At 41.1% G+C, this 26,165-nt stretch carries 18 protein-coding genes and 1 tRNA gene; 8 read left to right on the plus strand and 11 right to left on the minus strand.

Annotated elements, in window-relative coordinates:
• Positions 1-44: 44 nt before the first annotated feature.
• Positions 45-2,489, plus strand: a complete 2,445-nt coding sequence (locus JWQ34_RS11905) for a bifunctional YncE family protein/alkaline phosphatase family protein (protein ID WP_299357494.1) — start codon at positions 45-47, stop codon at positions 2,487-2,489.
• A gap of 86 nt (positions 2,490-2,575) precedes the next feature.
• On the opposite strand, the gene nagB is transcribed toward JWQ34_RS11905, so the two are convergent.
• The 5 genes from nagB to JWQ34_RS11930 all read right to left on the minus strand — a co-directional run bounded on the left by nagB (position 2,576) and on the right by JWQ34_RS11930 (position 11,361).
• A complete protein-coding gene (gene nagB / locus JWQ34_RS11910; protein WP_299357495.1) occupies positions 2,576-4,495 on the minus strand; it encodes a glucosamine-6-phosphate deaminase in 1,920 nt (639 codons plus the stop codon).
• 68 nt (positions 4,496-4,563) lie between these two features.
• Positions 4,564-6,174 carry a SusD/RagB family nutrient-binding outer membrane lipoprotein gene (locus tag JWQ34_RS11915; protein WP_299357496.1) on the minus strand — a complete coding sequence of 537 codons (1,611 nt, stop codon included), beginning with the start codon at positions 6,172-6,174 and terminating at the stop codon, positions 4,564-4,566.
• A gap of 26 nt (positions 6,175-6,200) precedes the next feature.
• On the minus strand, positions 6,201-9,545 hold the full coding sequence (locus JWQ34_RS11920; RefSeq protein ID WP_299357497.1) for a SusC/RagA family TonB-linked outer membrane protein: 3,345 nt from the start codon (positions 9,543-9,545) through the stop codon (positions 6,201-6,203).
• A gap of 140 nt (positions 9,546-9,685) precedes the next feature.
• Positions 9,686-10,675 carry a FecR family protein gene (locus JWQ34_RS11925; RefSeq protein ID WP_299357498.1) on the minus strand — a complete coding sequence of 330 codons (990 nt, stop codon included), beginning with the start codon at positions 10,673-10,675 and terminating at the stop codon, positions 9,686-9,688.
• A gap of 128 nt (positions 10,676-10,803) precedes the next feature.
• Positions 10,804-11,361 (minus strand): RNA polymerase sigma-70 factor, encoded by a 558-nt coding sequence (locus JWQ34_RS11930; protein WP_299357499.1) that lies wholly within the window; start codon positions 11,359-11,361, stop codon positions 10,804-10,806.
• A gap of 238 nt (positions 11,362-11,599) precedes the next feature.
• Between JWQ34_RS11930 and JWQ34_RS11935 the strand changes: the two genes are divergently transcribed.
• The 3 genes from JWQ34_RS11935 to JWQ34_RS11945 all read left to right on the plus strand — a co-directional run bounded on the left by JWQ34_RS11935 (position 11,600) and on the right by JWQ34_RS11945 (position 16,811).
• Positions 11,600-12,133: a DUF4251 domain-containing protein gene (locus JWQ34_RS11935; RefSeq protein ID WP_299357500.1), complete on the plus strand. Its 534-nt coding sequence runs from the start codon at positions 11,600-11,602 to the stop codon at positions 12,131-12,133.
• A 433-nt stretch (positions 12,134-12,566) separates the two neighbouring features.
• Positions 12,567-15,140 carry a DUF5686 family protein gene (locus JWQ34_RS11940; RefSeq protein WP_299357501.1) on the plus strand — a complete coding sequence of 858 codons (2,574 nt, stop codon included), beginning with the start codon at positions 12,567-12,569 and terminating at the stop codon, positions 15,138-15,140.
• Between the two features lie 9 nt (positions 15,141-15,149).
• Positions 15,150-16,811, plus strand: coding sequence for a glycosyltransferase (locus JWQ34_RS11945; protein WP_299357502.1), 1,662 nt, complete (start codon positions 15,150-15,152; stop codon positions 16,809-16,811).
• A gap of 150 nt (positions 16,812-16,961) precedes the next feature.
• Here the strand turns inward: JWQ34_RS11945 and JWQ34_RS11950 are convergent.
• Both JWQ34_RS11950 and JWQ34_RS11955 read right to left on the minus strand, forming a co-directional pair.
• Positions 16,962-17,033, minus strand: a tRNA-Arg gene (locus JWQ34_RS11950).
• Between the two features lie 153 nt (positions 17,034-17,186).
• Positions 17,187-17,420 carry a hypothetical protein gene (locus tag JWQ34_RS11955; RefSeq protein ID WP_299357503.1) on the minus strand — a complete coding sequence of 78 codons (234 nt, stop codon included), beginning with the start codon at positions 17,418-17,420 and terminating at the stop codon, positions 17,187-17,189.
• A gap of 65 nt (positions 17,421-17,485) precedes the next feature.
• Between JWQ34_RS11955 and JWQ34_RS11960 the strand changes: the two genes are divergently transcribed.
• Entirely contained in the window at positions 17,486-18,661 is a 1,176-nt protein-coding gene (locus JWQ34_RS11960) for a metallophosphoesterase (protein ID WP_299357504.1), read from the plus strand.
• Between the two features lie 73 nt (positions 18,662-18,734).
• Here the strand turns inward: JWQ34_RS11960 and ychF are convergent, their stop codons facing one another.
• On the minus strand, positions 18,735-19,838 hold the full coding sequence (ychF, locus tag JWQ34_RS11965; protein WP_299357505.1) for a redox-regulated ATPase YchF: 1,104 nt from the start codon (positions 19,836-19,838) through the stop codon (positions 18,735-18,737).
• Between the two features lie 189 nt (positions 19,839-20,027).
• On the opposite strand from ychF, the gene mgtE reads away from it, so the two are divergent.
• Both mgtE and JWQ34_RS11975 read left to right on the plus strand, forming a co-directional pair.
• Positions 20,028-21,440 carry a magnesium transporter gene (mgtE, locus tag JWQ34_RS11970; RefSeq protein WP_299357506.1) on the plus strand — a complete coding sequence of 471 codons (1,413 nt, stop codon included), beginning with the start codon at positions 20,028-20,030 and terminating at the stop codon, positions 21,438-21,440.
• Between the two features lie 66 nt (positions 21,441-21,506).
• Entirely contained in the window at positions 21,507-21,995 is a 489-nt protein-coding gene (locus JWQ34_RS11975; RefSeq protein ID WP_299357507.1) for a hypothetical protein, read from the plus strand.
• A gap of 81 nt (positions 21,996-22,076) precedes the next feature.
• On the opposite strand, the gene JWQ34_RS11980 is transcribed toward JWQ34_RS11975, so the two are convergent.
• The 3 genes from JWQ34_RS11980 to JWQ34_RS11990 all read right to left on the minus strand — a co-directional run bounded on the left by JWQ34_RS11980 (position 22,077) and on the right by JWQ34_RS11990 (position 24,910).
• Positions 22,077-22,412: a DUF3276 family protein gene (locus tag JWQ34_RS11980; RefSeq protein ID WP_299357508.1), complete on the minus strand. Its 336-nt coding sequence runs from the start codon at positions 22,410-22,412 to the stop codon at positions 22,077-22,079.
• Positions 22,413-22,535: 123 nt separating this feature from the next.
• Positions 22,536-24,329: an ABC transporter ATP-binding protein gene (locus JWQ34_RS11985; protein WP_299357509.1), complete on the minus strand. Its 1,794-nt coding sequence runs from the start codon at positions 24,327-24,329 to the stop codon at positions 22,536-22,538.
• 80 nt (positions 24,330-24,409) lie between these two features.
• Entirely contained in the window at positions 24,410-24,910 is a 501-nt protein-coding gene (locus JWQ34_RS11990) for a GNAT family N-acetyltransferase (protein WP_299357510.1), read from the minus strand.
• A gap of 130 nt (positions 24,911-25,040) precedes the next feature.
• On the opposite strand from JWQ34_RS11990, the gene JWQ34_RS11995 reads away from it, so the two are divergent.
• Entirely contained in the window at positions 25,041-26,126 is a 1,086-nt protein-coding gene (locus JWQ34_RS11995) for a Glu/Leu/Phe/Val dehydrogenase (protein ID WP_299357511.1), read from the plus strand.
• Positions 26,127-26,165: the final 39 nt, after the last annotated feature.

The following is a 26,165-nucleotide window of genomic DNA, read 5'->3' on the forward strand; positions in this document are numbered from 1 at the left end:
AACGGTAAAAATGACGCCGTAACATTTAACAAAAATTTAAAACTATGTCAAGAATCACTTTTCAACTAAAGCTGTTATATATAGCTGGTTTGGTTTTTATTAGTTTACGCGCTGATGCACAAGTGCCTGGAAAGATTACAAACACCGACCAGGTACTTTTACCCAACGGGTGGAAGCTAAGCCCGGCAGGCCGGCAACTCGCTTTGGGTGATTTGCCTTTGAATATGCAATTGAGCGGCAGTGGCAAATTACTGGCGGTTACCAATAACGGGCAAAGCACACAATCGGTTCAACTCATTGATCCTAAAAGTGAAAAAGTTTTGGACGAAAAAGTATTGAAGAAATCCTGGTACGGTTTGGCCTTTAGCCATGACGAAGATCATTTATATGTATCGGGCGGTTATGATAACTGGGTGCTTGACTTCCATATACAACATAATAAATTAGCTATTGCAGATACCATTAAATTGGGGCTGCCCTGGCCAAAAAAAATTGTTTGTCCTACAGGCCTGGTTACTAATAAAAATAACTCAAGGCTATATGCCGTTACTAAAGGCGACAGCTCATTATATGTTATTGACCCAGGCAGCAAAAGTATTTTAAGCAAACTACAGCTATCAACTATTGCTTACGATTGTGTTTTATCGCCTGATGAAAAGACGCTGTATATTTCGCTATGGGGAGGTAAAGGGGTAGCGGTTTATAATACGCTTAGCGGTGCCGTTACTACCACTATTTATTCTGGCAGTCATCCTAATGAGTTATTGCTGGATAAGAGGGGCGACCGCCTTTTTGTGGCCAACGCTAATGATAATACGGTTGCAGTAATTGATACCAAAACTAATAAGCTTACAGAAACAATAGCAACTGCTTTGTATCCAACCAAATTGGTAGGCTCTACCACTAATGGGCTTGCATTATCAGCAGATGAAAAGACGCTTTATATTGCCAATGCTGACAATAATTGCCTGGCTGTTTTTGATGTGTCAAAATTTGGAAACAGCCAGAGCCAGGGTTTTATACCCGTTGGCTGGTACCCAACCAATGTTAAAACATTAGGCGGTAAAATTATTGTAGCTAACGGCAAGGGCTTAACCTCTAAAGCAAACCCGCTAGGGCCCCAACCATTTTTAAAAGATAATAATATAGGCGAACATGTGGGCCAAACCGCTAATAGCAAGATACAGTATATCGGCGGTTTATTTAAAGGAGCGCTGTCTTTTATTGACGCGCCAAAACCCGAGCAGCTTAAAGCCTATACAAAGCAGGTGTATGCCAACACACCCTTTACACCAAAAAAAACCATTCAAGCGGATGGAGAAGCCGGCAACCCAATACCGCGCAAGCTTGGCGAGAAGTCGCCCATTAAGTATGTTTTTTACATTATAAAAGAAAATCGTACTTACGATCAGGTATTAGGCGATATGCCCGAGGGAAATGGTGATACTTCGCTATGTATTTTCGGTAAAAATATAACACCCAATCAGCACGCGCTGGCTAAACAGTTTGTATTGCTTGATAATTTTTATGTAGATGCCGAAGTGAGCGAGGACGGTCATAACTGGAGCATGGGCGCTTACGCTACAGACATTATTGAGAAAACATGGCCAACAAATTATGCATCGCGCGGACCTGCCTATAGCGGCCAGGCATCGGGCGCTAATGATGGATATATTTGGGATTATTGTAAACGTGCCGGTGTAACTTACCGCAGCTACGGCGAGTTCGGTTCGTACAAGAAAGCTTCACTCAAGTCGCTACAGGGACACATGGGCCCTTACTCGCCCGGCTTCAATTTAAAGATCAAGGATCAGGTACGGGCTAATGCCTGGATACGCGATTTTGACTCGCTGTTAAACATTCATGCGGTGCCGCAATTAAATACGCTGCGTATAAGCCAGGACCATACCAGTGGCCAAAAGGTCGGTGAGTATTCGCCTATAGCTTCCGTTGCCGACAATGATCTGGCCGTAGGCCGTATAGTTGAGCATTTGTCGCAAAGCCCTATCTGGAAAGAATCAGTGGTATTTATCCTGGAAGATGACGCGCAGTCCGGCCCCGATCATATCGATGCGCACCGTTCGCCGGTATATGTTGCCGGGCCTTATGTAAAACGCAATACGGTAATACATAGCATGTATTCAACATCGGGGATGCTGCGTACTATTGAACTGATTTTGGGCCTGCCGCCAATGAGCCAGTATGATGCGGCCGCATTACCATTTTATGAATGTTTTACAAATAAACCTGTGCTTACCCCTTATCAGTTAATACCTGCAAAAGTTAACATTGAAAGCCGTAACGTAGCGGTTAACGAAAGCAGCAGGCGATCAGAGTTTTTTAACCTGGCCAATGAAGATAAAGTGCCCGACAGGGATATGAACGAGGTGATCTGGAAAGCAATAAAAGGCGAGAATGCTGTAATGCCTGCACCTAAACGCAGCGCGTTTGTTATTTTAGAAAAGAAAAAGAAAGATAATGATGATTAGCAGGTGCTTTTTTATATAACGCTGATAACGGCAAACACCACCCGCCTCATTTCGGGCGATGCTGCCATTACAGCTAAATGTACCTGTTAAAATTTATAGCGAACAAAAGCTTCCATAGCTTCATATTCGGCCAGGCCAAGTTCATCATAGCAACGTGCTGTGTCACGGTTACGGTCCTCGGCCCGTACCCAAAATTCGCGCGCGTCCTCGCCGGGGAAAACCGGCCGGTCTTTTTGCGACTGGTGCTTGAAAATAGCGTTGCGTTTGCCTATCACTTCTTGCGGAGAAAGGGGTACGGCCATTTCAATTTCGTATATGGCAAATTCATGCCAGGCGCCCCGATACATCCATAACCAGCAATCTTTCACCCAATCCTCGGTCAATTGTAAACGATCCAGTGCGGCCAGTATAATATTAAAACAAACCACATGTGTACCATGCGGATCGGCAAAATCGCCGGCGGCAAATATCTGGTGCGGTTTTACTTGTTGTAACAGTTGCATGGTGAGCTTTATGTCCTCTTCGCCTACGGTGTTTTTTCTTGTTTTACCGGTTTCATAAAAAGGCAAAGCCATAAAATGTATATGATCATCTTCCAACCCGGCATAACGTGCGCCTGATATTGCCTCGCTTTTGCGGATAAAACCTTTTACATCTCGTACTTCGGCGGTATCGATCTGGTTAGGTTGCTTACGGATAAAAAATTGGCGCATATCGTCATAAATACCTTTAAGCCGGGTATTATCATCGCCTATACTTTTATTAAAATCAATGGCAAACTCCATGTAACGCAATACATCATCATCCCAAACCGCGGTATTGCCCGATGTTTGGTAGGCCACATGTACATCATGTCCCTGGTCAACCAATCGGATAAACGTACCACCCATTGATATTACATCATCATCCGGATGCGGCGAAAATATAATGACCCGCTTTAAGGCAGGCTCAGCTCTTTCCGGTCGTTGAGAATCATCAGCATTTGGTTTGCCGCCTGGCCAGCCGGTAATGGTGTGTTGCAGCTTGTTAAAAATATCAATATTAATATCATATACCGGCCCTTGTTGTACGGCCAATTGCGCCATGCCATGATTGTTATAATCTTCTTCGGTTAGTTTTAGTATAGGTTTGTCAAGCGTATTAGCCAGCCATATTATCGCTTTCTTTTTAAGCGCCTTTGTCCATACGCAGTCTTTAACCAGCCAGGGCGTATTAAAACGAGTTAAAGCAGATGCTGCACCCTCGTCTAAAATAAATTCCACATGGTCTGATAGTTGCAGGTAAGTGGCAGGTACTTCGCCTGATATTTCACCCTCGACCGCTTTTTTTATAATGTCGGCCTTTTTTTGGTTCCAGGCCATTAATATAATTTCGCGGGCTTTAAATATGGTGCCAATCCCCATGGTGATAGCCTTGTCGGGCACATTTTCTTTACCGCCAAAATCACGCGCGGCATCACTGCGGGTCAGGTCATCCAAAGTTACCAGGCGCGTGCCCGAGTTGGGGGCAGATCCCGGTTCATTAAAACCAATGTGCCCGGTACGGCCTATCCCCAAAATTTGAATGTCAATGCCATCCAACGCGGTTATTTTCTGCTCATACTCCAGGCAAAACTGGGCTATCTGGTATTGCTCCAGCGTACCGTCAGGGATATGGATATTTGCTTTATCAATGTCAATATGGTTAAATAAATTATCATTCATGAAGGTTACGTAGCTCTGTGCCGCGGTAGGTTTCATGGGATAATATTCGTCCAGATTAAAGGTGATCACATTTTTAAAGCTTAAACCATCTTCGCGATGCATGCGCACCAGCTCGGCATATACACCTATTGGGGTTACGCCGGTTGCCAGGCCCAATACGGCTTGCTCGCTGTTTTCTTGTTTTTTTAAGATGATACTAGCTATTCGTTTAGCTACTTGTATAGATGCTGTATGTTGATCGGGATATACCGTTACCGATAATTTTTCAAAACGGGTCTCTTCCAGCAGATTTAATCTGGCCATAATAGTGTAGGCATTAAAATTTAAAAAAAGACCCCCGCCGGGCGGCAGGGGTCCAACCAATCAATTTATTATTGGGCGTCCCACCATACGCGGGATGTTAAAACATCGCCCCCAACCACAGCGTTATGCGCTGCATTATAATTAGCAGTATTACTGCCAGCCTCAGAAATAGGATAAGGAAAACGGCGAGGAATAACACCCCCTGTATTGTTACCCGGATAGTTTACCGGAACTAATACCGGGAAACCACTTCTTCTCCAGTTTGACCATGATTCATAAAAATCAAGCATAGTATTGTTAAGTGCCCAATACTGTGTATTGATCATTTGTAAGCCTATAGCTTGTATATAAGGATGGGCAACTAAATAAATTTCCGCGTCAGTAGTTGTAACCGTTGCTGCTGCATCATACTCGCCCAGATAGGTCATGGCTGCCACCACACCATCATGATAATGTGTTGCTGCGCTGCCACCTAATCCAAATCGCTCCGCGGCATCTGCCAATAATAGCTCAGACTCGGCATACGTAAGTACGAAGGTCGGGCCATTCCTTTTTATCAAAGCCGGGGCAGGCGATGAGTAATCTGTAAAGGCTGTAAAACTTGCATCCTGACGCACATCCTGCGCTGCTACACCACTTAGGTCTTTACCATTAGGCATGCCTTTTTGTGCGGCAAAGCTTGAGTTAGCCCCCGAGTTTTGCGCTTTTGTATTCTCGTTAACGTATAAATTAGTCACCGCTATTTTTGATAGGCGAGGATCATTATTGGTTTTCAAGAAATCAATAAACGTTTTTGACCAACGGGTGTAGAAATTTTCCTGACCACCATCGCCTAATAAGATCTGGCTGTTACGGTTAACCGTATTACGGCCACCAGTCGCATCGCCTAAAAAGAAAGCATCATCCGCGTTGCTTGCCATCGTGTTGCCAATAGCTTTTTGTATATAGGTTTTAGCGGTAGCAGGGTCTACTTTGCTTAAACGCATTGCTACACGCAACAATAAAGTATTGCCGAATTTTTTCCATTTAGTAACATCGCCTTTATAATACATATCGCCAACTGGCCTGTCGCCGGCAGGGTCAAGTGCAGTTATTGCTTCAGAGATCTCTTTTAACAGATCAGCATATATAGCCTGTTGTTTATCATATACCGGGAAATAGGTTTTGCTGTAATAACCCAGGCCCGCTTGAGAGTAAGGTACATCGCCATACAGATCAGTAATGCGTTCAAAGATCATCGCTTTCATGATCCGGGCAATTTGGTGCAAGTTGTTATATTTTGCTATGCCGGTGGTAGATTGTACTACGTCAACAATAGGCCTAACCTGCTCTGGGTATGCACCATCACCCGATGTTGGCGTACCGCCGGAAAATCCCCAATAAGCGGCTGTATAGCCCGAGTTAAGGATATATTTATCACCGGCCCAATAACTAATAACTGTTGATAAGCCTTGCATCATGGTTGAGCAGTATATTAAATTGCCTCTCCATGTATCATAGCTAAAATCAGAACTTCCTGAATAACCCAACTGAGCGCTTGTTAACAGAAAATTTGGATCGAAAGTGCTTGGATTATAGGTAGCAGGGTTGGTGTTTATTTTCTCGAAATCCTTTCTGCAACCCGTTGAAAGAATTACGCCGGCCAGAGCCAATGAAGCGTATTTAAATATCTTTTTCATCTTAATAAGATTAGTAGTGATTAATATTAGAATTTAACATTAAGGTTCAAACCAAAGGTCCTGGTAGCCGGTACACCGCCCAGCTCAAGGCCTTGCGCGTTATAACTGTAGTCAGACTCCGGATCTATATTATCCGTCCTTTTAGTAAGATAGAACAGGTTACGGGCTACAACGCTTACTGATGCAGTTTTAATAGCGCCATGGAACAGGTTTGCCGGTAAGTTATAACTCAACAATGCCTGGCGTACTTTAATAAAGGTAGCATCCTGTACAAACAAACTGGATACATTCGTAGCCAAAGTTTGATAGTAAGTAGCTGCTTTTGTACCTAATACGTCACGGTCAACCAGGGTTGCCTGATGCAGGCCTAAGAAATAACCATAGTAATCTGTCGCTGAGAATATTTTGCCACCAAATTTACCATCTATCAGGAATGAAAAAGTGAATCTTTTATAAGTGAACTCATTGGTCCAGCCGGCGGTCCATTTACCATAGGCAGAGCCATAAGCCTTTAAGTCGCCTTGCTGTGGAATGCCGCTCGCGTCTTTTACAATATTGCCGCTTGCATCGCGCTTGTAATCAAACGCCATAACCTGGTCTGTTGGTAAACCAACAATGTTCTGCGTAAACCCGTTACCGGTACGTGATGTTGATACGGCTATGGAAGATTGACCCGCTGCTAATGAAATAACTTTGTTATTGTTTAAAGCACCGTTTAAAGATGTTGTCCAGCTAAAGCTGCCTAATTTAACAGGTGTGCCTGACACTAAAACCTCAATACCTTTATTTTGTAGTTTTCCGATGTTTAGTATGGCGCCGCCGTATCCCGAAGTTATGGAAGCCGGTGCAGCAAGTATCTCGTTTGTCGAGTTTTTATTGTACCAGGTAACATCCAAACTTAAACGGTCTTTAAAAAAGCGCATTTCTGTACCAATTTCCAACTCGGTTGCAAGTGACGCTACTAAACCACTGTTTGGCACATTGGCATTAGCAATTACACCTAGCGGGCTTGAATTTATTGAGCCATTGAAATTATAAGCTAACTGTGTTTGATAAGCAGATGTAGCCTGGCCAACCTGTGCAAAACCTGCACGAAGCTTACCAAAGCTTAACCAATCATTTTGTACAAATTCTGAGAATACAAATGAGCCGTTCACCGATGGATAAAACTTATTCAGCGGATTTTTTACGCCGGGAGTAGCCAGGCTAGAGTACCAGTCGTTACGTGAAGAACCGGTTAAATAAAGGAAATTTTTATAATCAAGTTCTAATGTTCCGTACAACGAAAATACTTCCTGGTCTGATGGATTAATTACAGTTGGATTAGGTTGGGCAACATTGTTTATAGCATAAAAATAAGGTATAATAAAATTATTACCACTCATAATAAATGATTCTGATTTGGTACGACGGTAGCTACCGCCGATATTTGGTATGATGGTCAGGTCGCTTACTTTGTAGGTCTTTCCTAATAATACATCGGTATTCAGGTCAGAAAAATTTGTTGTAGTTTCTGATAATGTACCTAAAGGGCGGTATGCAGTACCAGTAGGCACTACAGCTGTATAACGGTCATTATAAGCATCTCTGCCGGCCCTTGCCTGCATAAAATAGCCATCATCAAAAGTATAGCGTAAACTAGCCGATGAAATAAACCTTTGGCGGCTGGTATTATTAATGAAATAGTTGGCTGCAAACCAAGGGTTGGTTGCAAATGTATTGCCAGAGTAGCCATACTCGCTGCCATCAGCATTTACAGCTTTCTTTAATACATTAACATCAACACTGGTAGGCAATAACGTAACGTTGTAGTTAGAGTTACCGGGGCCGTCACTTAAAAATGGCCTGTTATGTGCCTGCTCTAATATATAATTAGCGCGTACATCGGCAGTTAAATTTTTATTGATATTATAATTTGCAGTAAAGTTAAATGTTTGCCTGTTTAAACCGGAGTTTGGCGTGATAGCCTTATTAGTAAGATCACTTGCCGAAAAACGGATAGAACCACCATCAAAGCTTCTGTTTAAAGCAATGGTATTAGTTGCCGTTGCACCTGTTCTGTAAAAATTCTTGATATTATTTGTTTGCGCAGTATACGGACGCGAAACACCATCAAATTGTACAACGCTGCTTCCATCTAATTTGCCACCCCAGCTTGACTGGCCCGATTGAAATGCGGTGGTAGCATCGGCAGGTTTAATATTGTTTGCACCCTGGCCATAAATATATTGCCAGTTGGTTGAATTTACAACAGATTCGGCAACGTAATTAGAGTTAAACTCTACGCTGTTGCCCTTACCGCTTTTGGTAGTTATTAATATAACACCAGCTTTACCACGGTAACCGTAAAGTGCAGAAGCCGCGGCACCTTTTAATACTGATATAGTTTCAATATCATCCGGGTTAATATTACCAATGGCATCACCCATGTCCGGTTGGTTGTCATACTGGCTGCCCAACGGGTTGTTGGTGTTGTTTTCCATTGGCACACCATTAATTACATATAAGGGTTGTGTGGTTTGTGTTAAACTTGATTTACCCCGTATAATAACGTTTGATGATGAGCCTGGGCCACCTGCTATAGGGCTAATATTTAAACCTGCAACTCTGCCTTCCAGGCTATTCATTACATTGGGTTCCCTGGCTTGGGTAAGTTCGGCCCCTTTTACTTCGGTAATAGAGTAGCCTAATGCTTTTCTTTCTTTCTTGATACCTAATGCAGTTACAACAACTTCGCTAAGCTCTCTAGAGTCTTCATCCATCAGTACGCTCATTGGAGCTGGCGACAGAACGGTTACTTCTTTGCGGGTATAACCAATGTAGCTAAACACCAACACATCGCCCACATTAGCGTCAATGTCAAACTGGCCATTTACATTGGTTTGTGTACCGCTTTGTGTACCTTTTACGGTAACGCTTACACCAATTAAAGGCTGCCCGCTGGCATCCCTTACCGCACCTGTTATTTTAATGGCTGTTTTTAATTCAGGATTAGCCAGGGTAAGTACGGGCATACTGCCTAAGTTTTGCGCAACGCCTATAAAATTACCTACCAGCTTAAATTGCAGTTGGGTTTTATCATGCAATTCGGTTAATACTTCGCTGAGCGGCTGTTTGTTTATATGCAACGTAAGGCCAGGTAATTTATTAATTATCTGGGCATCATAAACAAAGGTTACGCTTGCTTGTTGCTCAATACGTTTAAATACTTGTTTTATACTTAAATTATCCACATTTAAGTTCATCTCCTGGGCACGGGTGCCCTTCGCGGCCAACATAGCGGCACAGCATACTTGAATTCCAATGATAATTGTTGTAATGCGCATGCATTTTCGAAGTATAGGCAATAATTTGCCGTAAAAATTCTTCATATTTGTAATGGTTTTAATATTAATATTAAACTGAGCCTATGCTGTTAATGGGTCTCAAGCATGTTTACAGCCGGCTAATCTTATTCCGGGGGCATTTATGTTCCCGGTTTTTTTTCTTAGCTTCTAAGAAAGAAAGTGCCTTATTTAACAACTACTGTACTGTCATTGGCCATTTTATAGTTAAAGTGTTTGGTAAAGCTTAATATTTCCATTATAGTATCAAGGCGTTGATTGCCCAGTGTTATTGATATGCGTTCTTTTAAAAGGTCTTTGTCCTCAACCGTTATTTTGGTATTGTACTTCTTTTCTATCGCTTTAAATACATTGCTCAGATCTTCCTGGTCAAACACCAGCACGTTTTTACACCATAGGTTTACCACCGCTTCTTTGGTTATCGCTTTAACCACGTGTTTAGTTGTTCTGCTTAAAACAATCTCTTCTTTAGCTGTAAGCATAATAGCCGGTTTTGCAGGTTCGTTAGGTATAGTAATACCAACCTTGCCGGTAACTACGCTAACCTTGGTTGTTCCCTCACGTTTATAAGCGCGAATGTCAAACGACGTACCTAAAACAGTTACATTTAAGTTATTGGTTTTAACAATAAACGGATGGTCGGCCATGTGTTTAATATCAAAAAAGGCACGTCCCTCTAACAACTCTACCTCACGTACTTTTGCGTTAAAGGTTTTAGGATACTTAAATACCGAACCTGCATTTAACCAAACTTTTGATCCATCGGCCAAAATGATCTGGATAACTTTGTTTGACGGAGCCTTAACTATCTGTTTTTCAACAGGCAATATTTGCTTGTCGGCAGATTGAAAAATAAAAATACCTATCAGCAAAATTGCCGCTATAGAAGCCACCGGCAATAATATGCGCCTTAAAGAAAAATTATGTTTTATAACTTTTTGTTGCTGCGCTTCTTTATCAAGTTGTATGCGCTGTTGCAGATTTTTAAATATGCGTTGTTTTATTTGTTCTTCCGTGTCGGGCAAATTGGTTTCCACAACTTCAACCCAGCCATCGTTTGTAGCATCATACCATTGATGAAGCATTTCTTTTTCTTCTGCAGACGCGGTACCTGCAAAATACTTTTGTGCCAGGCGCTTTAATTCATTCGTGCTCATTTCAAAACTTTATTACCTTATTTTATACTATAGAGTATGGTGGGGGCAAAATACCCTTGGTGCAAAATGATTTTTTTTGAAATTAAATAGAGGGCCTGTGCAGTTAGGCCAAATTATAGGGAGGTTGCCTACAATATGAAGATTAAAAAATTACCCAGGCTGGTCCGTATTACTTTTAGCGCTTTTGTTAGGTGTCCTTCGGCAGTTTTTTGTGACATGTTTAATTGCTCGGCAACGTCAGCAAGCGACATGTCCTGTAGTTTGTTATATTGAAATACAAGGCGGCATTTCTCTGGCAGTTTATTTGATAATTCTGTAATTATTTCTAAGAGTATTTTATTGTCGACATCCATTTCGGATGTGGCCGCAATGCCTAATCGTCCAATAATATCTTCCTGCTTTTTAGTATTTTTTTCTTTTGAGATAAATCGATAAACCGAGTAGCGGGTCATTGAAGCCAGGTAAGCAGCTAAAGATTTTATTGCCAGCGTTTCTCTTTTTTTCCAAAGGATAAAAAAAACATCCTGAACAATTTCTTCGGCTGCTTCTGTATCCTTTAATAACTTATAAGCAACGTAATATAACTTATCCCAATACCGGTTATAGATCTCTGTAAATGCTAATTCATTTCCATCCCGAAGCAGTTGGGTTAATCCATCATCGTCAAGTAAATGAATAGTGCTCACAGAGTTTTTAATTTAAAACGAATATAACATAAAATTAACGAAGGTGATAAATCCTTTAAATCAATAATGATATCACTGGTGCGCCGGCTGTCTGGTGCAACTATAGGGATGAGCAAATATTTGAAAAAGAGATCTCAACTTAAATCAGGGGAAAATAAAAAAAGAAGCCCCCCCGACCAGCTTTAAGATACTTACTGGAACGGTGTTTGCGCGACTTTATGAAGTTAAATAAGAAGCTATGAAAAGCATCGGTAAATTATTGACGGTGTTTGCCCTGGCATTGCTTGGGGCGAAACATGCAGGTGCGCAGGTCACCGAAAGTGACAAGGCCACCAAGATGGAGGAAGTAAAAAGCCTGGTTAACAGTGGAAGTTATACATTTGTTGCATCTAAGCGAACGGATACAAAACGAGGCGGCGAGGCATTACCCGTCGGATACGTCCTCGATATTTCCAAAGATACCCTTGTAGCGCACCTGCCGGGCTATAAGCGCGCCAACACGCAGGCGGCGGCCGCCGACAGTTCGTTGACCTGTACGCGGTTTACTTACCAGGCAATCCCCGAAAAGAACGGAGGCTGGTTGGTAACCATCCGTCCGTCCGGGGCCAATGTGGGTGATTTTGGTGCCGTTCGGGAACTGAAACTGGACATTTCGGACTTAGGCCATGCAACTTTATCCATTAGCGGCCGCAAGCCTATTTCCTGTTATGGTTATATCAAACAGCATGGCGCTGAATTTCCGCCTGCCTCTGCATCCGTTCTGAGGAATTAAAGATCCATTATTAAAGCCGTTCCCTCCGAGCGGCTTTAACATATGAAGTAAAAAACGGTAGGATAAAGCAGACTGCATTTTTTTGATTTTTTTCTTACGATCATAAGGTGGTCAATGGCTCCGTATTTCCGTTAACAAGGACAGAATCATGTCCAAACAGGCAATTAAATCCTATTCAGTTATAAGTAGTAACCCGCCACGCCGAAATATGGGCAGCCCTAATAATTCAATATTAGTACAGAATTGGCAAATATATTTGGGCCAATATATTCTTATTATACATTTCAAACACTTATTTGACAATACAGATACGCAACGGTCTTTTTGCTTCTAACAATTCACTTTAATTGATGAATTACTAACGAGGTGCAATAGAACTAAATATAAATGATCTGCTATGTTTCCGAGTTTGAATTTTGTGTGCCATAATAAGTTGAAAGAATTATATGTTTTTGTGTTGATTATTGCTCCTTTATGGTGTGCAGCCCAGCAAAAAGACACTCTTATAAAAAAGGAGGATAGTTTAAAAGTTACCCGCGTGAGCGGCCAGGTTACTGATGCTGTTTCAGGTCAATTACTTCCTTTTATTAGTATAGGCTTTACCGGCAGCAGTTATGAAACCATGTCTGACGGACAGGGCAAGTTCGTTTTAAGTGCGCCTGGTTCATTCAGCAGCATTACTATTTCCTATATAGGCTATCAAATCGTAACAAAAACAATAAAACCGGGCCAGCTTACTGGACTGCAAATCCGGCTCCAGAGGAGCCAAACCCAGCTTAAAGAGGTAATGATTACTTCGGGCAAAAGTAAACGATATCGAAACAAAGGAAACCCGGCCGTTGAACTCATTCAGCAGGTGATTAATCATAAAGACCAAAACAGGATGGAAAGCGCGGATTATTTGCAATATGATCAATACGAACGATTAGCGTTATCCCTTTTCCATCTTTCGCCCAAACTGCTTAACAGCCATTTTTTCAGTAAATACAAATTTATGCTGGATACAGCACAAATTATCAACGGACAAGCACAAACATCGCTGCCGGTTTACTTTAGTGAAAAACGCTACCAGTATTATTATCGAAAAAATCCGATCAAATCTGTACAGGTGTTGAATGCGCAAAAGGAAATCAACATCATCAAATTTGTCGATACTGTTGGCCTGGACACCTACCTTAACCGATTATATGGTAACAATATAGATATTTATAACAATAATATTTTCATCCTTACTAACCAGTTCCTAAGCCCGGTTGCTAATCATGCCCCAGATTTTTACAAGTTCTTTATTACAGATACTGTACAATCGGGCAAAGAAAAATTGGTCGAGATTAGTTTTACACCCCGAAATAAAGGGGACCTGTTATTTGAAGGAAAATTAATGGTCACCATGGACGGGCATTATGCTGTGGAGTCCTGTGAGCTAAACGTCAATAAACAAATCAATATCAATTTCATGCGAAGTCTGAAGGTTCGCCAGGATTTTAAAAAGTATCCTGATGGGCGTTATTATCTTACTAAAAGTGATGTAAAAACTGATTTTGGTATTTTGAAAGATAAAGGTATAGGGTTATTTGGTGAACGGGCGGTATTTTATGAGCATTATAAATTGAACACACCGCTACCTGCCTTGTTTTATGAGGGTAAAAGTTCTCAAACTGCCATAAATTCAAACCAGGCTGATTCCGGCTATTGGCAAAAACATCGTCCGGATACCCTTACCTCCCGGCAAGTTAAAGTATATGCCGATTTCAATAGATTGGAAAATATGCCATCCTTTAAAAGGGCGACCTGGATCGCATCAACAATTACCGGGGGCTATGCCGATTTAGGGGCGGTACAGGCGGGACCGTTCGATGCCACCTATTCTTTTAATTCTGTCGAAGGCTCCAGGTTCCGGATAGGCGGCAGAACAACACCTTTGTTTAATAAGTCCATATATTTAGAAGGCTATTCCGCTTATGGCATTAAGGATCAGCAATTAAAATATTACTTTGGTGGTTCCTTTTCCTTTAACCAAAAACCTTATTACCAGTTCCCCAATGATTATCTGAAAGTAAGCTACCAGTATGACATGGATATACCTGGGCAAAACTTTTTAATTGAAAAAGAGCAAAGTATACTGTTATCGATCCGAAGGGGGACGAGTGATTTTTGGTTATATAATAAAATTTTCAGAATCGATTATATAAAGGATTTCGAAAATCACTTTTCCTATAATGTTGAATTTAAGAACTGGAACCAGCGACCTGCAGGGGCCCTAAATTACCAGGTCAATAATCAAGCAAACAGCCCGGTACTAAGTTTAACCACTACTGAACTTGATCTGGGCCTAAAGTATGCACCTAATGAACATATTATGCAGGGTACCATGTACCGGCATACCATCGAAAGTAAATACCCCATTTTTAGTCTGCAAATTAACCACGCGTTCAGCGGATTGCTTAACGGATCTTATAGTTATACGAATGTAAGCGCAAATATCTTTAAGCGCTTTTATTTATCACAGTTGGGGTATACCGATATTACGCTCCAGGGAGGGGTTTTACTCGGCCAGGTTCCGTTCCCCTTGCTGAATATTATTCCCGCCAATCAAACCTACCTGTATGACCCTAACGCTTACAATATGATGAACTTTTTAGAGTTCGTCAGCGATCATTACGTTGGGTTAAACCTAACGCATAGTTTTGATGGTTTTTTTCTAAATAAAATACCATTAGTAGATCATCTTAAACTCAGGGAGTTTTTTTCTCTTAAAATTTTATATGGGGGCCTGCGCAATGAAAATAATCCGCGCTATACCACTAATTTATATAAATTCCCGGCCAGCTTAAATGGCTCATCGGGAACCTATTCATTAGGTAGCACGCCTTATATAGAAGCAGGAGTTGGTATAGGAAATATATTTAAATTGATACGGATCGATGTGATCCGCAGATTTAATTATCTCGATCATCCCGGCACAACTCCTTATGGCCTCCGTTTCAGTTTTAGTCCCGATTTTTAATTTATAAACATGCCCCCACAAATCGTTCAATATATCAGCGACTATAGTTACCTGGCTATATTTCTATTAATTTATTTGCAGGAAATAGGCGTACCTATTCCTTTACCCAATGAGCTGCTGATGTTATTCGCTGGTTACTTATCCTATAAAGGGATACTTTTTTTCTTTTTAGTTCTGCTGACCATTATAGGTGCAGATTTTACAGGAACGATGACCTTGTACCTCCTGTTTTATTTTTTCGGCAATTACCTGATGGCACATAAGCCGAAATGGATTCCTTTATCAACTGCGACACTTGACCGGTTAGAGGTAAAAGTTACTAAAGGCGGCTGGTGGGCAGTATTTTTGTTCAGGATTACGCCCTTTATACGGGGTTATACTTCCGTAGCTTCCGGGCTTTTACGCTTAAAGCCGAAATGGTTCATTCCTATCGCCTGTATCTCCTCCGTCCTGGTATGCACAACCTATGTAACGCTTGGAGAAATATTTGGCCCTTATTGGAATGAAGTTGTGGCTAAACTGAACACTTTTCGATATGAGGCTTTAGCCGTAGTCTTATTGATCATATCCATCTATAGCATATCTAAGCTAAACACCGTTTTAAAGGAAAAAAAGAAGATCAAGGAAAAGCTGCAATATGAAAAGGAGCGGTTGATCAGGCTGCATATGGTTTCCGAAACCGCCTGGGTCACTCAAGGGCAGGGCGTACATACCGCCTATATTGAATTAATGGAACTGCTGGCCGGTGATCGGGATATTATCCTCACTATCAATGGGAAAGGAAAAGGGAATGTTTTCCATTCGCATACTTACGGGCCTTATTATTTCTGGAAGGGTAGAAACTATAAAGGAAGACGGATACTAACTGCCCATGTTATACCGGACTCGAGTAAGGGTACTATTCCTTTTTGGAAACAACTGTTACCACTGACCAGCTTATACTTAAAACTGGTTTATTCTTTTGCCGATGTCGTGATCGCCATTTCACCTACGGTTGAAAAAGCCATCAAGGATTTGGGTGTAAAATCTGACATCATACGAATCCATAACCCGGTATTGACAGAAAATTGGGCAAGAACAATTGAAAACAGAAAAAAAGGCAGGGAGCTATTAGGGATTAAGTTAGATGAAAAATTAATATTAGGGGTTGGGCAATTACAGGAAAGAAAAGGGGTGGAAGATTTTATTGATATGGCTGCGGCCATGCCGAACCATAAATTTGTATGGGTTGGCGGTCGCCCCTGGGGCATGTTCACTGAAGGCATCCAGCGGATCAACAATCGGATAGAAAACGCCCCCTCCAATATATTTTTTACCGGTTTAAAGGCGTTGGAAGATATGTCGCCTATGTATGCAGCCGCAGATGTTTTTCTATTTCCTTCTTACCAGGAAAATTGCCCTTTGGCACCTTTAGAAGCAGCAGCAGCGGGTTTACCGGTAGTATTCAGGGATATTCCGGAGTATACAAGTTTATACACCAGCCCATACCTTAAAGCGGCCGATACGAATGATTTTATAAGGATAACACATCGCCTTTTAGCAGACAGTTCATTTTATGAAGAAAGTGTTCAAATTTCTGCGAAATTGATCACGGAGTTTGATAAAATAGAAATAAAAACCAAGTTGATTGATCTGTATAAACAAACACTTCAGACTTATTACGCTGATTAATTAATACTGTTATAAGATTAAATATTAAATTAAAAAAGCTTTATTATTCAACCTACGAATAACTTCAATAGAACTATTTGATCATCCCCCAATGGTTACTTGGTTGATACGATTAAATACGATTAATCTTTTATTTCATAGTAACTTTTGTGCTCCCGACGAGATTCGAACTCATATCGATGGTACCGGAAACCATAATTCTATCCATTGAACTACGGGAGCAATTGTGGGGCAAATATATAAAATTGATTTTACCTGTATGGGTTCGGGTTTAAATATAAAATTACAAGGGCAGGGCAGCTCTACTTTTATAAGCGACCCATTTTTCGTATCTTTGATTGATTCCCCAAAACGTACTTTGTAATACTTTATGCATCAATTTTTACAATTGGTAAATCCGGTAAAAGCCACGGCTTGTTTTGTTAAATATTTGATTTTAAACAACTTAACTAAAATGTTTACTACCGATATAAACCTTAATGCCCGATAAACGCCATTTTTTACTACCGGTATTAAGCCCGATACCCGGAAAACGCCATTTTTTACTACCGGTAAAACGCCCAATGCCCGATAAATGGTAATTTTTACTACCGGTAAAAGCAATGACACAGGTGTGACCAAGTTTTTGATTTAATTTAAAATATTATCGGTAGTCAGTCGTCTACCCCTATATAATGAAGAAAAGAGTTCTCTACATAATACTACTTTGGCTGTTTGCCGATGTTTATTTCTACACCGCTGTCGAAACGTTGACAGCAATTCCGGCCTGGCATTGGGCTTATTGGTCGGCTGATATTTTGATTTTGGCCGGAGTTGTTTTCACCATCTTCGGCCGCAAAAGGGGCAGTGCGCAACGTGCGGTTTCCTGGCTGATGTCGCTGCTGTTGTTATCCGCAGTTCCGAAGATATTGGGGACACCGGTTCTGCTTATTGAAGATGTTGTCCGGCTATTTCAAGGTTTCCCGCCGCGTAGTGTTTGGGTGAGTGAGCTTGCGCTGATTGTTGCCGCTATTCCGTTTGTTGGTTTGTTGTTTGGGTTGACAAGAGGAAGACACCATTACCAGGTACATAAGGAAACCCTATATTTCCCTGACCTGCCCGAAGCTTTTGACGGCTTTAAGATAACGCAGCTATCTGATATCCATGCCGGCAGTTTTACCAGCGAAAAAGGGGTTAATAAAGGCATCGACCTGGTTAACGCCCAGCATAGCGATCTGATACTGTTTACCGGCGACTTGGTAAACAATCAGGCATCCGAAATGGACCCGTGGATAACCACATTCGCCAAATTAAAAGCGCCTTACGGCAAATATTCCGTATTAGGCAATCATGATTATGGCGACTATATGAAATGGGATAGTGAAGCTGCAAAAGCCAATAATTTAGTTGATTTAAAAGGCGTTCATAAAAAAATTGGTTTCCGACTACTGTTGGATGAATCAGTGAAAATTGAAAAAGATGGTCAGTCAATAGCTTTAATAGGCGTAGAAAACTGGGGCAAGGGCGGGTTCCATAAATACGGCAATTTGGAAAACGCTGTTAAAAATGTTGACGATAATCAGGTTAAAATTCTGATGTCGCATGATCCATCGCATTGGGAGGCCAAAACATTAAATCATTTAAAACATATCCATTTAACACTTGCGGGTCATACCCACGGCGCGCAGTTTGGTATTGAGTTGTTTGGTTTTAAATGGAGCCCCATTAAATATGTTTATAAGCAATGGGCAGGCCTTTACAAACAAAAAGACAGATACCTGTACGTTAACCGCGGCTTTGGTTTCCTGGGCCTTAAAGGCAGGGTAGGGATCTGGCCGGAGATTACGGTGATTACATTAAAGAGAGGATAGAGTTAAGAGTTAAGAATCAAGAGTCAAGAAAAAGATCAGTCTTAATTCTTATCTCTTGATTCTTGAATCTAACTTACACGTTAAAACGGAAGTGCATTACATCCCCATCCACCACAACATAGGTTTTGCCTTCAATACCTAATTTTCCGGCTTCTTTTATGGCTGCTTCAGATCCGTTGTATTTTACAAAGTCATCATATTTAATCACCTCGGCACGGATAAAGCCTTTTTCAAAATCGGTATGGATAACACCTGCCGCTTGTGGGGCTGTAAAGCCCTGGGTTATGGTCCAGGCGCGTACTTCCTGCACACCGGCGGTAAAGTAGGTAGCCAGGTGAAGCAGCTTGTAAGCGGCTTTAATCAGCTTATTAACGCCCGACTCAGTCAGGCCCATATCATTCAAAAACATTTCGCGTTCTTCGAAAGATTCCAGCTCGGCAATTTCGGCTTCAATTTGTGCCGATATTACTAATACACCCGCGTTCTCATCCTTTACAGCTTCTTTAACTTTATCAACATAAGCGTTGCCAGTATTTACAGATGCTTCATCAACATTACAAACGTAGAGTACCGGTTTCGCGGTTAATAGCCATAGGTCGGCAATGTATTCTTTGTCCTCGTCAGCAACCGGGGCAGTACGGGCTGATTTGCCTTTTAACAAATGTTCTTTATAAACGGTAAGCACATCAAAGGTTTTCTTTGCCTCTTTGTCGCCACCGGTTTTAGCCATTTTCTCAACCTTTTGTATTTTCTTTTCAATACTGTCAAGGTCTTTTAATTGCAGCTCAGTATCAATAATTTCTTTATCGCGGATAGGATCAACGCTGCCATCAACGTGTATAACATTGTCATTATCAAAGCAACGCAATACGTGTAAAATAGCATTGGTTGAGCGTATATTACCTAAAAACTGGTTGCCCAATCCTTCGCCTTTGCTGGCACCTTTTACAAGGCCGGCTATATCAACAATTTCAATTGTGTTTGGCACAATTGATTTTGGTTGTACTATTTCTGTTAGTTTTACCAACCGCTCATCCGGAACAGTAATTACGCCCACATTTGGCTCGATGGTACAAAACGGAAAATTAGCCGCCTGCGCCTTAGCATTTGATAAGCAATTAAAAAGAGTTGATTTACCCACATTTGGCAAACCTACTATACCACATTGTAAAGCCATATTTTTATTTTAAGAATCAAGAGTAAAGATGCAAGAATCAGGACAAGTCTTGGCTCTTGTTTCTTGATCCTTGTATCTTTTAAAAAACGCAAAGATAACAGAAAATACTACCTTATAATTTGAAAAAATAAACGACTTTTGCAGCAGTTAAACAGGAACAGTAAACCCATGTAAAAAAGAGGCGATATTATGGAAGAAATGGTTGAACAAATAGAATTGTTGCTGGAGCAAAACGATAAACAACCGCTGCGCGACTATCTTAACAACCTTAATATATCAGACGTTGAAGAACTGATAGACGAACTTCCGGAATATGGCCCATTGTTTATTGAAATTTTATCCATTAACCGCGCGGTTAATGTGTTCCGGATCCTGGATTTCCCTACGCAGGAACGTATCATAAAAAAACTGCCCGGTACAAAAATTTCTGAGATCATTACTGAACTGCCGCCCGATGATCGTACCGCTTTCCTGGGCGAATTACATGGCGATGCGGTAAAAGCGCTGATACTACACCTTTCGCCGGCCGATAGGAAAGAAACATTATCTCTGTTAGGTTATAAAGAAGATAGCGTGGGCCGCTTAATGACGCCCGACTACATCGCTGTTAAAAAAAGCTGGGACGTTAACCGCGTGCTGGAGCATATCCGAAAATTTGGTAAAAACTCTGAAACCATTGACGTAATTTATGTTTTGGGCGATAAAGGCGTTTTATTGGACGATATCCGCATACGCGAAATATTATTGGTTGACCCCGATACCAAAATAAGCCAGTTGATGGATGGCAGGCTCATCGCATTAAAAGCTACTGATCCGCAGGAGGAAGCCATCAATATTTTCAGGATGAACAATCGTACCGCGTTGCCGGTTACTGATGATGAAAACATATTACTAGGTATTGTTACCGTGGATGATATCCTTTGGATAGCTAATGAGGAGTATACCGAAGATATCCAAAAAATTGGTGGTACCGAGGCATTGGATGAGCCTTACCTGGATATTAACCTGTTTAAACTGGTGAGAAAGCGTGTAGGCTGGCTCATTGTTTTATTTTTAGGCGAAATGCTAACTGCCACCGCCATGGGGTATTTTGGCGATGAAATAGGTTTGGTTGTTGCCTTAGCTTTCTTTTTACCGCTGATCATATCAAGCGGGGGTAATAGCGGCTCGCAGGCATCAACATTAATTATACAGGCCATGGCATTAGGCGAAGTAACTGTTGCTGATTGGTGGCGTGTTATGCGCCGCGAGTTGCTTTCGGGATTGATGTTGGGTATGATTTTAGGGATCATAGGTTTCTTTAGGATAAGTGTATGGAGCATGTTTAGCACCGTTTACGGGCCGCACTGGCTGCTTATAGCATTTACAGTAGGATTTGCATTAATAGGTGTTGTACTTTGGGGTTCATTAGCAGGCTCTATGCTGCCGTTGGTATTAAAAAAATTAGGTGCCGACCCGGCAACATCATCCGCGCCGTTTGTGGCTACCCTGGTAGATGTAACCGGGCTGATTATCTATTTCAGTATAGCATCTATCATTATGCATGATATTTTGCATCCTGTTGTACAGCATGCCGCGGTGGTGCATAGGCTACAGCCTTAATTTTAGTGAGTTAGCTTGTTTCTTTTTAAATAGTTTATAACTTTAGCTAAACTTAAATCTAAAACAATGGAAGAAACTAATGAACCAATTATCCCTGCCCAACCAGTAGGGCTAGTATTATTACAAGACGCACAATTTTTTTTACATGAAACCGGCAGATGGGCCAAGTTCCTGGGCATAATGGGCTTTATAGGTTCGGGATTTTTAATGTTACTAGCCTTTTTTTTCGGGGCATTTATGTCTGCTATGTCAACTTTGTCACCATATTCTCAAAGCACAAGACATTTTCCGGCTATTATTGGCGGTGTAGGCGGTTTTATTTTATATGGATCACTTGCAGTTGTATACTTTTTTATCTCGCTTAACCTATATCAATTTGGCGACGGTGTAAAACAAGCTGTAGAGCTTGGAGATTCTATACAGCTAAGCATTGCATTCGGCAAACTAAAATTATTTTTTAAGATCAAAGGTATCATACTGATTGCTGTTTTGTGCCTGTATGGCTTAATAATAATAGGAGGTATAATAATAGCTGCTTTTATAATGCACCGGTAAAAACACATAAACATAAAAAAGACCCGCCAATTGGCAGGTCTTTTTTATTAGGATTATAATAAGTTTTAGTTTGGTTTTACTCTATAAGTTATCAAATGAAAAATCATCGTCAGCGGTTGCTTTGGCCGGTTCGCCAGATTCACTAAACTCGTAACGTTTTTCAACTACTTCCTGGTTCTCTTTAATGTAGTCAATTGTTCCGTTTAGTCCTTCAACAAATTTTTCAAAATCTTCTTTGTATAAAAATATTTTGTGTTTGATAAATACCCCGTCTTCCAATCTCTTTTTGCTCTCAGTAATTGTTACGTAGTAATCGTTTGACCGTGTTGCCTTTACATCAAAAAAATAAGTCCTTTTACCTGCCCTTACCTTCTTTGAAAAAACCTCTTCGCGCTCTCTGTTGTCAAAATCTCCCATGCTTATTGTTGTTGTAGTTTAGTTTTGTTAGGCATAAATATAAATAAATTTTTAAAGTGCAAGTATTAAAACAAATATTATTGTCTTTTTTTAAACATTTATATATAAATGTTACTTATAATTTTAACTGCCGGGCACCTCTTCCTCCTCAAGTAGCTGCTTTTCATACAGTTCAAAGTAGGTTCCTTTCTGTTGTATAAGGTATTCGTGGTGGCCTTGTTCAATTATTTCGCCGTTATCCATCACTAATATTTTATCGGCATTTTTTATGGTTGATATGCGATGCGCAATAATAATATTTGTTTTACCTTGCATAATATATCCCAGGTTTTGCAATATTTCTTCCTCCGTCCGGGTATCAACAGCCGATAGGCAATCATCAAAAACCAATATCTGCGGATGCTTAACAATGGCCCGTGCTATAGATACCCGCTGCTTTTGCCCGCCCGATAAGGTAATGCCGCGCTCGCCAATCAGCGTTTCAAAACCTTTGTCTAACTCTATAATATTATTATAAACAGCGGCATCCTTAGCAGCTTGCTCAACTATGGGCATATTTAATACATCGGCACTAAAGGCGATATTATTGGCAATAGTGTCCGAGAATAAAAATACCTCCTGCGGTACAAAACCTATTTGCGCGCGATAACCTTCCAGGTTAAGCTGTTTTACAGGTTCGTTATCAATTAATATTTCGCCACTGGTAGTATCATACATCCGCAGCAATAAATTAGCAATGGTTGATTTACCCGAACCCGTACGGCCGATAATAGCTACCATCTCGCCGGGGTGCGCGGTGAATGATACATTCTTTAAAGCCTGTATGCCGGTATCGGGATAAATAAATGATACATTTTTAAACTCGATCAATCCATTTATAATACGTTTAGGTACATCGGGCGATATGATCTCCGGTTCCTGGTGCAAAAACTCATTAATACGTTTTTGTGAAGCCGCGGCACGCTGAATCAGCGATGTTACCCAACCCAACGCCATTACCGGGAAGGTAAGTTGGTTAAGATATACCAAAAACTCGGCAATATTACCTGGGGTGATAGTGCCTTTCATTACCTCAATGCCGCCAATAAATATGGTAATAACGTTGCTAAGGCCAACCAATAACAACATGGTAGGGTAGAAGGCGGCCTGCACTTTTACCAGTTCCATGGAGTGCATTTTATAATCATCGCTTTCTAAAGCAAATTTTTCACGAACAGAGCTTTCGCGCACGTACGATTTCATGATACGGATACCCGAAAAATTTTCCTGCACAAAGCTGGATAGGGCAGATAACCGCTCTTGTATCTTCTCGCTGCGGAAATTAATAATGTTGTTTACATAATAAATAATAACCGCCAATATGGGCAGTGGCAATACCGAAAAAACAGCCAGCCTAACGTTTACCGTAAGCATGGCGTAAATAACCAGCACAAAAAGCACTACGGTATTAATGGTGTACATAATGCCCGGCCCCAGGTACATGCGCACGCGGCTTACATCCTCGGTCACACGATTCATCAGGTCGCCGGTATTGTGGCGGCGATAAAAGGCCAGGGATAGATCCTGATAATGGCTATAGATCTCATTCTTGAGGTCGTATTCAATATGGCGCGACATGAGGATGATGGTTTGTCGCATAAAAAATAAAAACAAACCTCTTATCAGCGACAGCACCAAAACTAAAGCGCCAAACAATAATAAGCTCGATCCAAAAATATCATAGATCATGCTCTGGCGGTTAAAGCCGGCAAATAGCTGGTAGGTGCCAATATTCTCTGTAACCAGATCAAACGCCACACGGATAACCTGGGCAGGTAACACACTAAAAATATTGGATATAATAACAAACACCACACCCGGTATAAGGTGCCACCGATATTTAACAAAGAATTTATTTAGGTATGCGAGATCTTTCATTAATTATAGTTCGGAGGGCCGATAAGACTGGAAGCCCGTAAGCAAAAATACAGTAAATGGTTGTGTAAAGAAAGCTGTTGTTAACGTTTTAAACTAAAAAATGCCAATTCTTCTCCACCTCTAACCAAATCACCCTCACGCTTTAACCCTGCTTTTTCAAGTACACATTGCGATCCTATGTTTTCTAATGTAGTAACCGCCACAATTGCTATTATGGACTCATCCGCAAATGCGTGGTCAACCATTGCAAGGGCCATTTCGGTGCCAATGCCTTGTCCCCAGTATTTTTGTTCCATGCTGTAGCCTAACTCCAATATCGTTAAGTCATCATTAAAAGGGCGTAGCAGACAACTGCCTATAAATTCGTTACTGGTTAGGTCAAACATCCCCCAAATGCCTGCGGTTTTGGTTACGGGATATTGGCTTAAAGCATTATTAAAAATGTTAATACGCTCCTCGCGACTCCTTTTTGGTAGATAAAGTGCAACCTTTTCATCTGTAAAATGGGTTAGGTAAGTCTCCATTTCTTCGGGTAAAAACTCTCTGATAATCAGTCGGGCAGTTTGGGTGATAACGCTCATACATCAAATATAAATTTATTTTTTAGCTCACCCGTAGCAATGTGTTTTAAACCCATCGCTACATTTACCTATTAAAAACCTTTGTTGCGTAAAAAAAATAGCTACTTTTGTTGCGCCTTAAAAACAATACATGCCGAGCACCAACGCCACCGATTCAATTTTTAGCCAGCTGGAAGACTGTGGGCATAAAAAAGTTGTTTACTGCAGCGACCCCGATACCGGCTTAAAAGCAATCATAGCAATACACAATACTATACTCGGCCCTGCTTTGGGTGGTATCCGCATGTGGACTTATAAAACCGAAAACGAAGCTCTTGCCGATGTTTTGCGTCTTTCAAGAAGCATGACTTATAAAGCAGCCATATCAGGCCTTAACCTGGGTGGCGGCAGCGCGGTTATTATCGGCGACTCGCGCAAAGACAAGAACGAAGCACTGATGCGTAAGTTTGGCCGCTTTGTAAAAAACTTTAACGGCGAGTTTATTGCCGGCGAAGATGTAGGCACCAATCCACGCGATATGGAGTATATCCGTATGGAAACCGAGCATGTTGCCGGTTTACCAGAAAGTATTGGCGGCAGCGGCGACCCGGCCCCAATAGCCGCAATGGGTGTTTTTATGGGCATAAAAGCATCGGTAAAAGAAGTTTTTGGTACGGATAGCCTGACCGGTAAATCGGTTATAGTACAAGGCATAGGCCATGTAGGCGAAAACCTGGTAAAGTTGCTGCGCGATGAAAATGTAAAAGTTTACATAAGCGATATTGACGAGGACCGTACACGGCAGATATCAAAAAAATATGGTGCCGAAGCCATATCTAACAATACCATTTTTGATATTGATGCCGACATCTATTCGCCATGCGCGTTGGGCGGTACTATTAATACAGAAACTATAAACAAGCTTAAATGCGCTATTATAGCCGGATCGGCCAATAACCAGTTGGAAGATGAAGAAATACACGGACAATTATTATTGGACAAAGGCATAATATTTGCCCCGGATTACGTTATAAACGCAGGTGGGGTTATTAACTGCTACTCGGAGTTGATGGGCTTTACAAAAAAACGCTCATTACAGCTAACCGAAAATATTTATGAAGCTACGCGCAATGTTTTAAAACTTTCAAAGGCCGAAAGTATTTCTACCATACAAGCTGCAAACAAAATTGTTGAAAAACGTATTACAGACATTAACAAAGTAAAATCTAGCTATTAAATAAATCACAAACAGGATTCATTCCTAAATCGTTCTTAC

The organism is Mucilaginibacter sp. (genome assembly GCF_028288185.1).
Taxonomy (GTDB): domain Bacteria; phylum Bacteroidota; class Bacteroidia; order Sphingobacteriales; family Sphingobacteriaceae; genus Mucilaginibacter.

Excerpts from the sequence above, each read along its gene's own strand:
- JWQ34_RS11975 (WP_299357507.1), top strand. The coding sequence starts at position 21,507 with ATGGAAGAAACTAATGAACCAATTATCCCTGCCCAACCAGTAGGGCTA.
- JWQ34_RS11945 (WP_299357502.1), top strand. The coding sequence starts at position 15,150 with ATGCCCCCACAAATCGTTCAATATATCAGCGACTATAGTTACCTGGCT.
- JWQ34_RS11990 (WP_299357510.1), bottom strand. The coding sequence starts at position 24,910 with ATGAGCGTTATCACCCAAACTGCCCGACTGATTATCAGAGAGTTTTTA.
- JWQ34_RS11980 (WP_299357508.1), bottom strand. The coding sequence starts at position 22,412 with ATGGGAGATTTTGACAACAGAGAGCGCGAAGAGGTTTTTTCAAAGAAG.
- JWQ34_RS11995 (WP_299357511.1), top strand. The coding sequence starts at position 25,041 with ATGCCGAGCACCAACGCCACCGATTCAATTTTTAGCCAGCTGGAAGAC.
- JWQ34_RS11985 (WP_299357509.1), bottom strand. The coding sequence starts at position 24,329 with ATGAAAGATCTCGCATACCTAAATAAATTCTTTGTTAAATATCGGTGG.
- mgtE (WP_299357506.1), top strand. The coding sequence starts at position 20,028 with ATGGAAGAAATGGTTGAACAAATAGAATTGTTGCTGGAGCAAAACGAT.
- JWQ34_RS11925 (WP_299357498.1), bottom strand. The coding sequence starts at position 10,675 with ATGAGCACGAATGAATTAAAGCGCCTGGCACAAAAGTATTTTGCAGGT.
- JWQ34_RS11905 (WP_299357494.1), top strand. The coding sequence starts at position 45 with ATGTCAAGAATCACTTTTCAACTAAAGCTGTTATATATAGCTGGTTTG.
- nagB (WP_299357495.1), bottom strand. The coding sequence starts at position 4,495 with ATGGCCAGATTAAATCTGCTGGAAGAGACCCGTTTTGAAAAATTATCG.
- JWQ34_RS11935 (WP_299357500.1), top strand. The coding sequence starts at position 11,600 with ATGAAAAGCATCGGTAAATTATTGACGGTGTTTGCCCTGGCATTGCTT.
- ychF (WP_299357505.1), bottom strand. The coding sequence starts at position 19,838 with ATGGCTTTACAATGTGGTATAGTAGGTTTGCCAAATGTGGGTAAATCA.
- JWQ34_RS11920 (WP_299357497.1), bottom strand. The coding sequence starts at position 9,545 with ATGAAGAATTTTTACGGCAAATTATTGCCTATACTTCGAAAATGCATG.
- JWQ34_RS11915 (WP_299357496.1), bottom strand. The coding sequence starts at position 6,174 with ATGAAAAAGATATTTAAATACGCTTCATTGGCTCTGGCCGGCGTAATT.
- JWQ34_RS11960 (WP_299357504.1), top strand. The coding sequence starts at position 17,486 with ATGAAGAAAAGAGTTCTCTACATAATACTACTTTGGCTGTTTGCCGAT.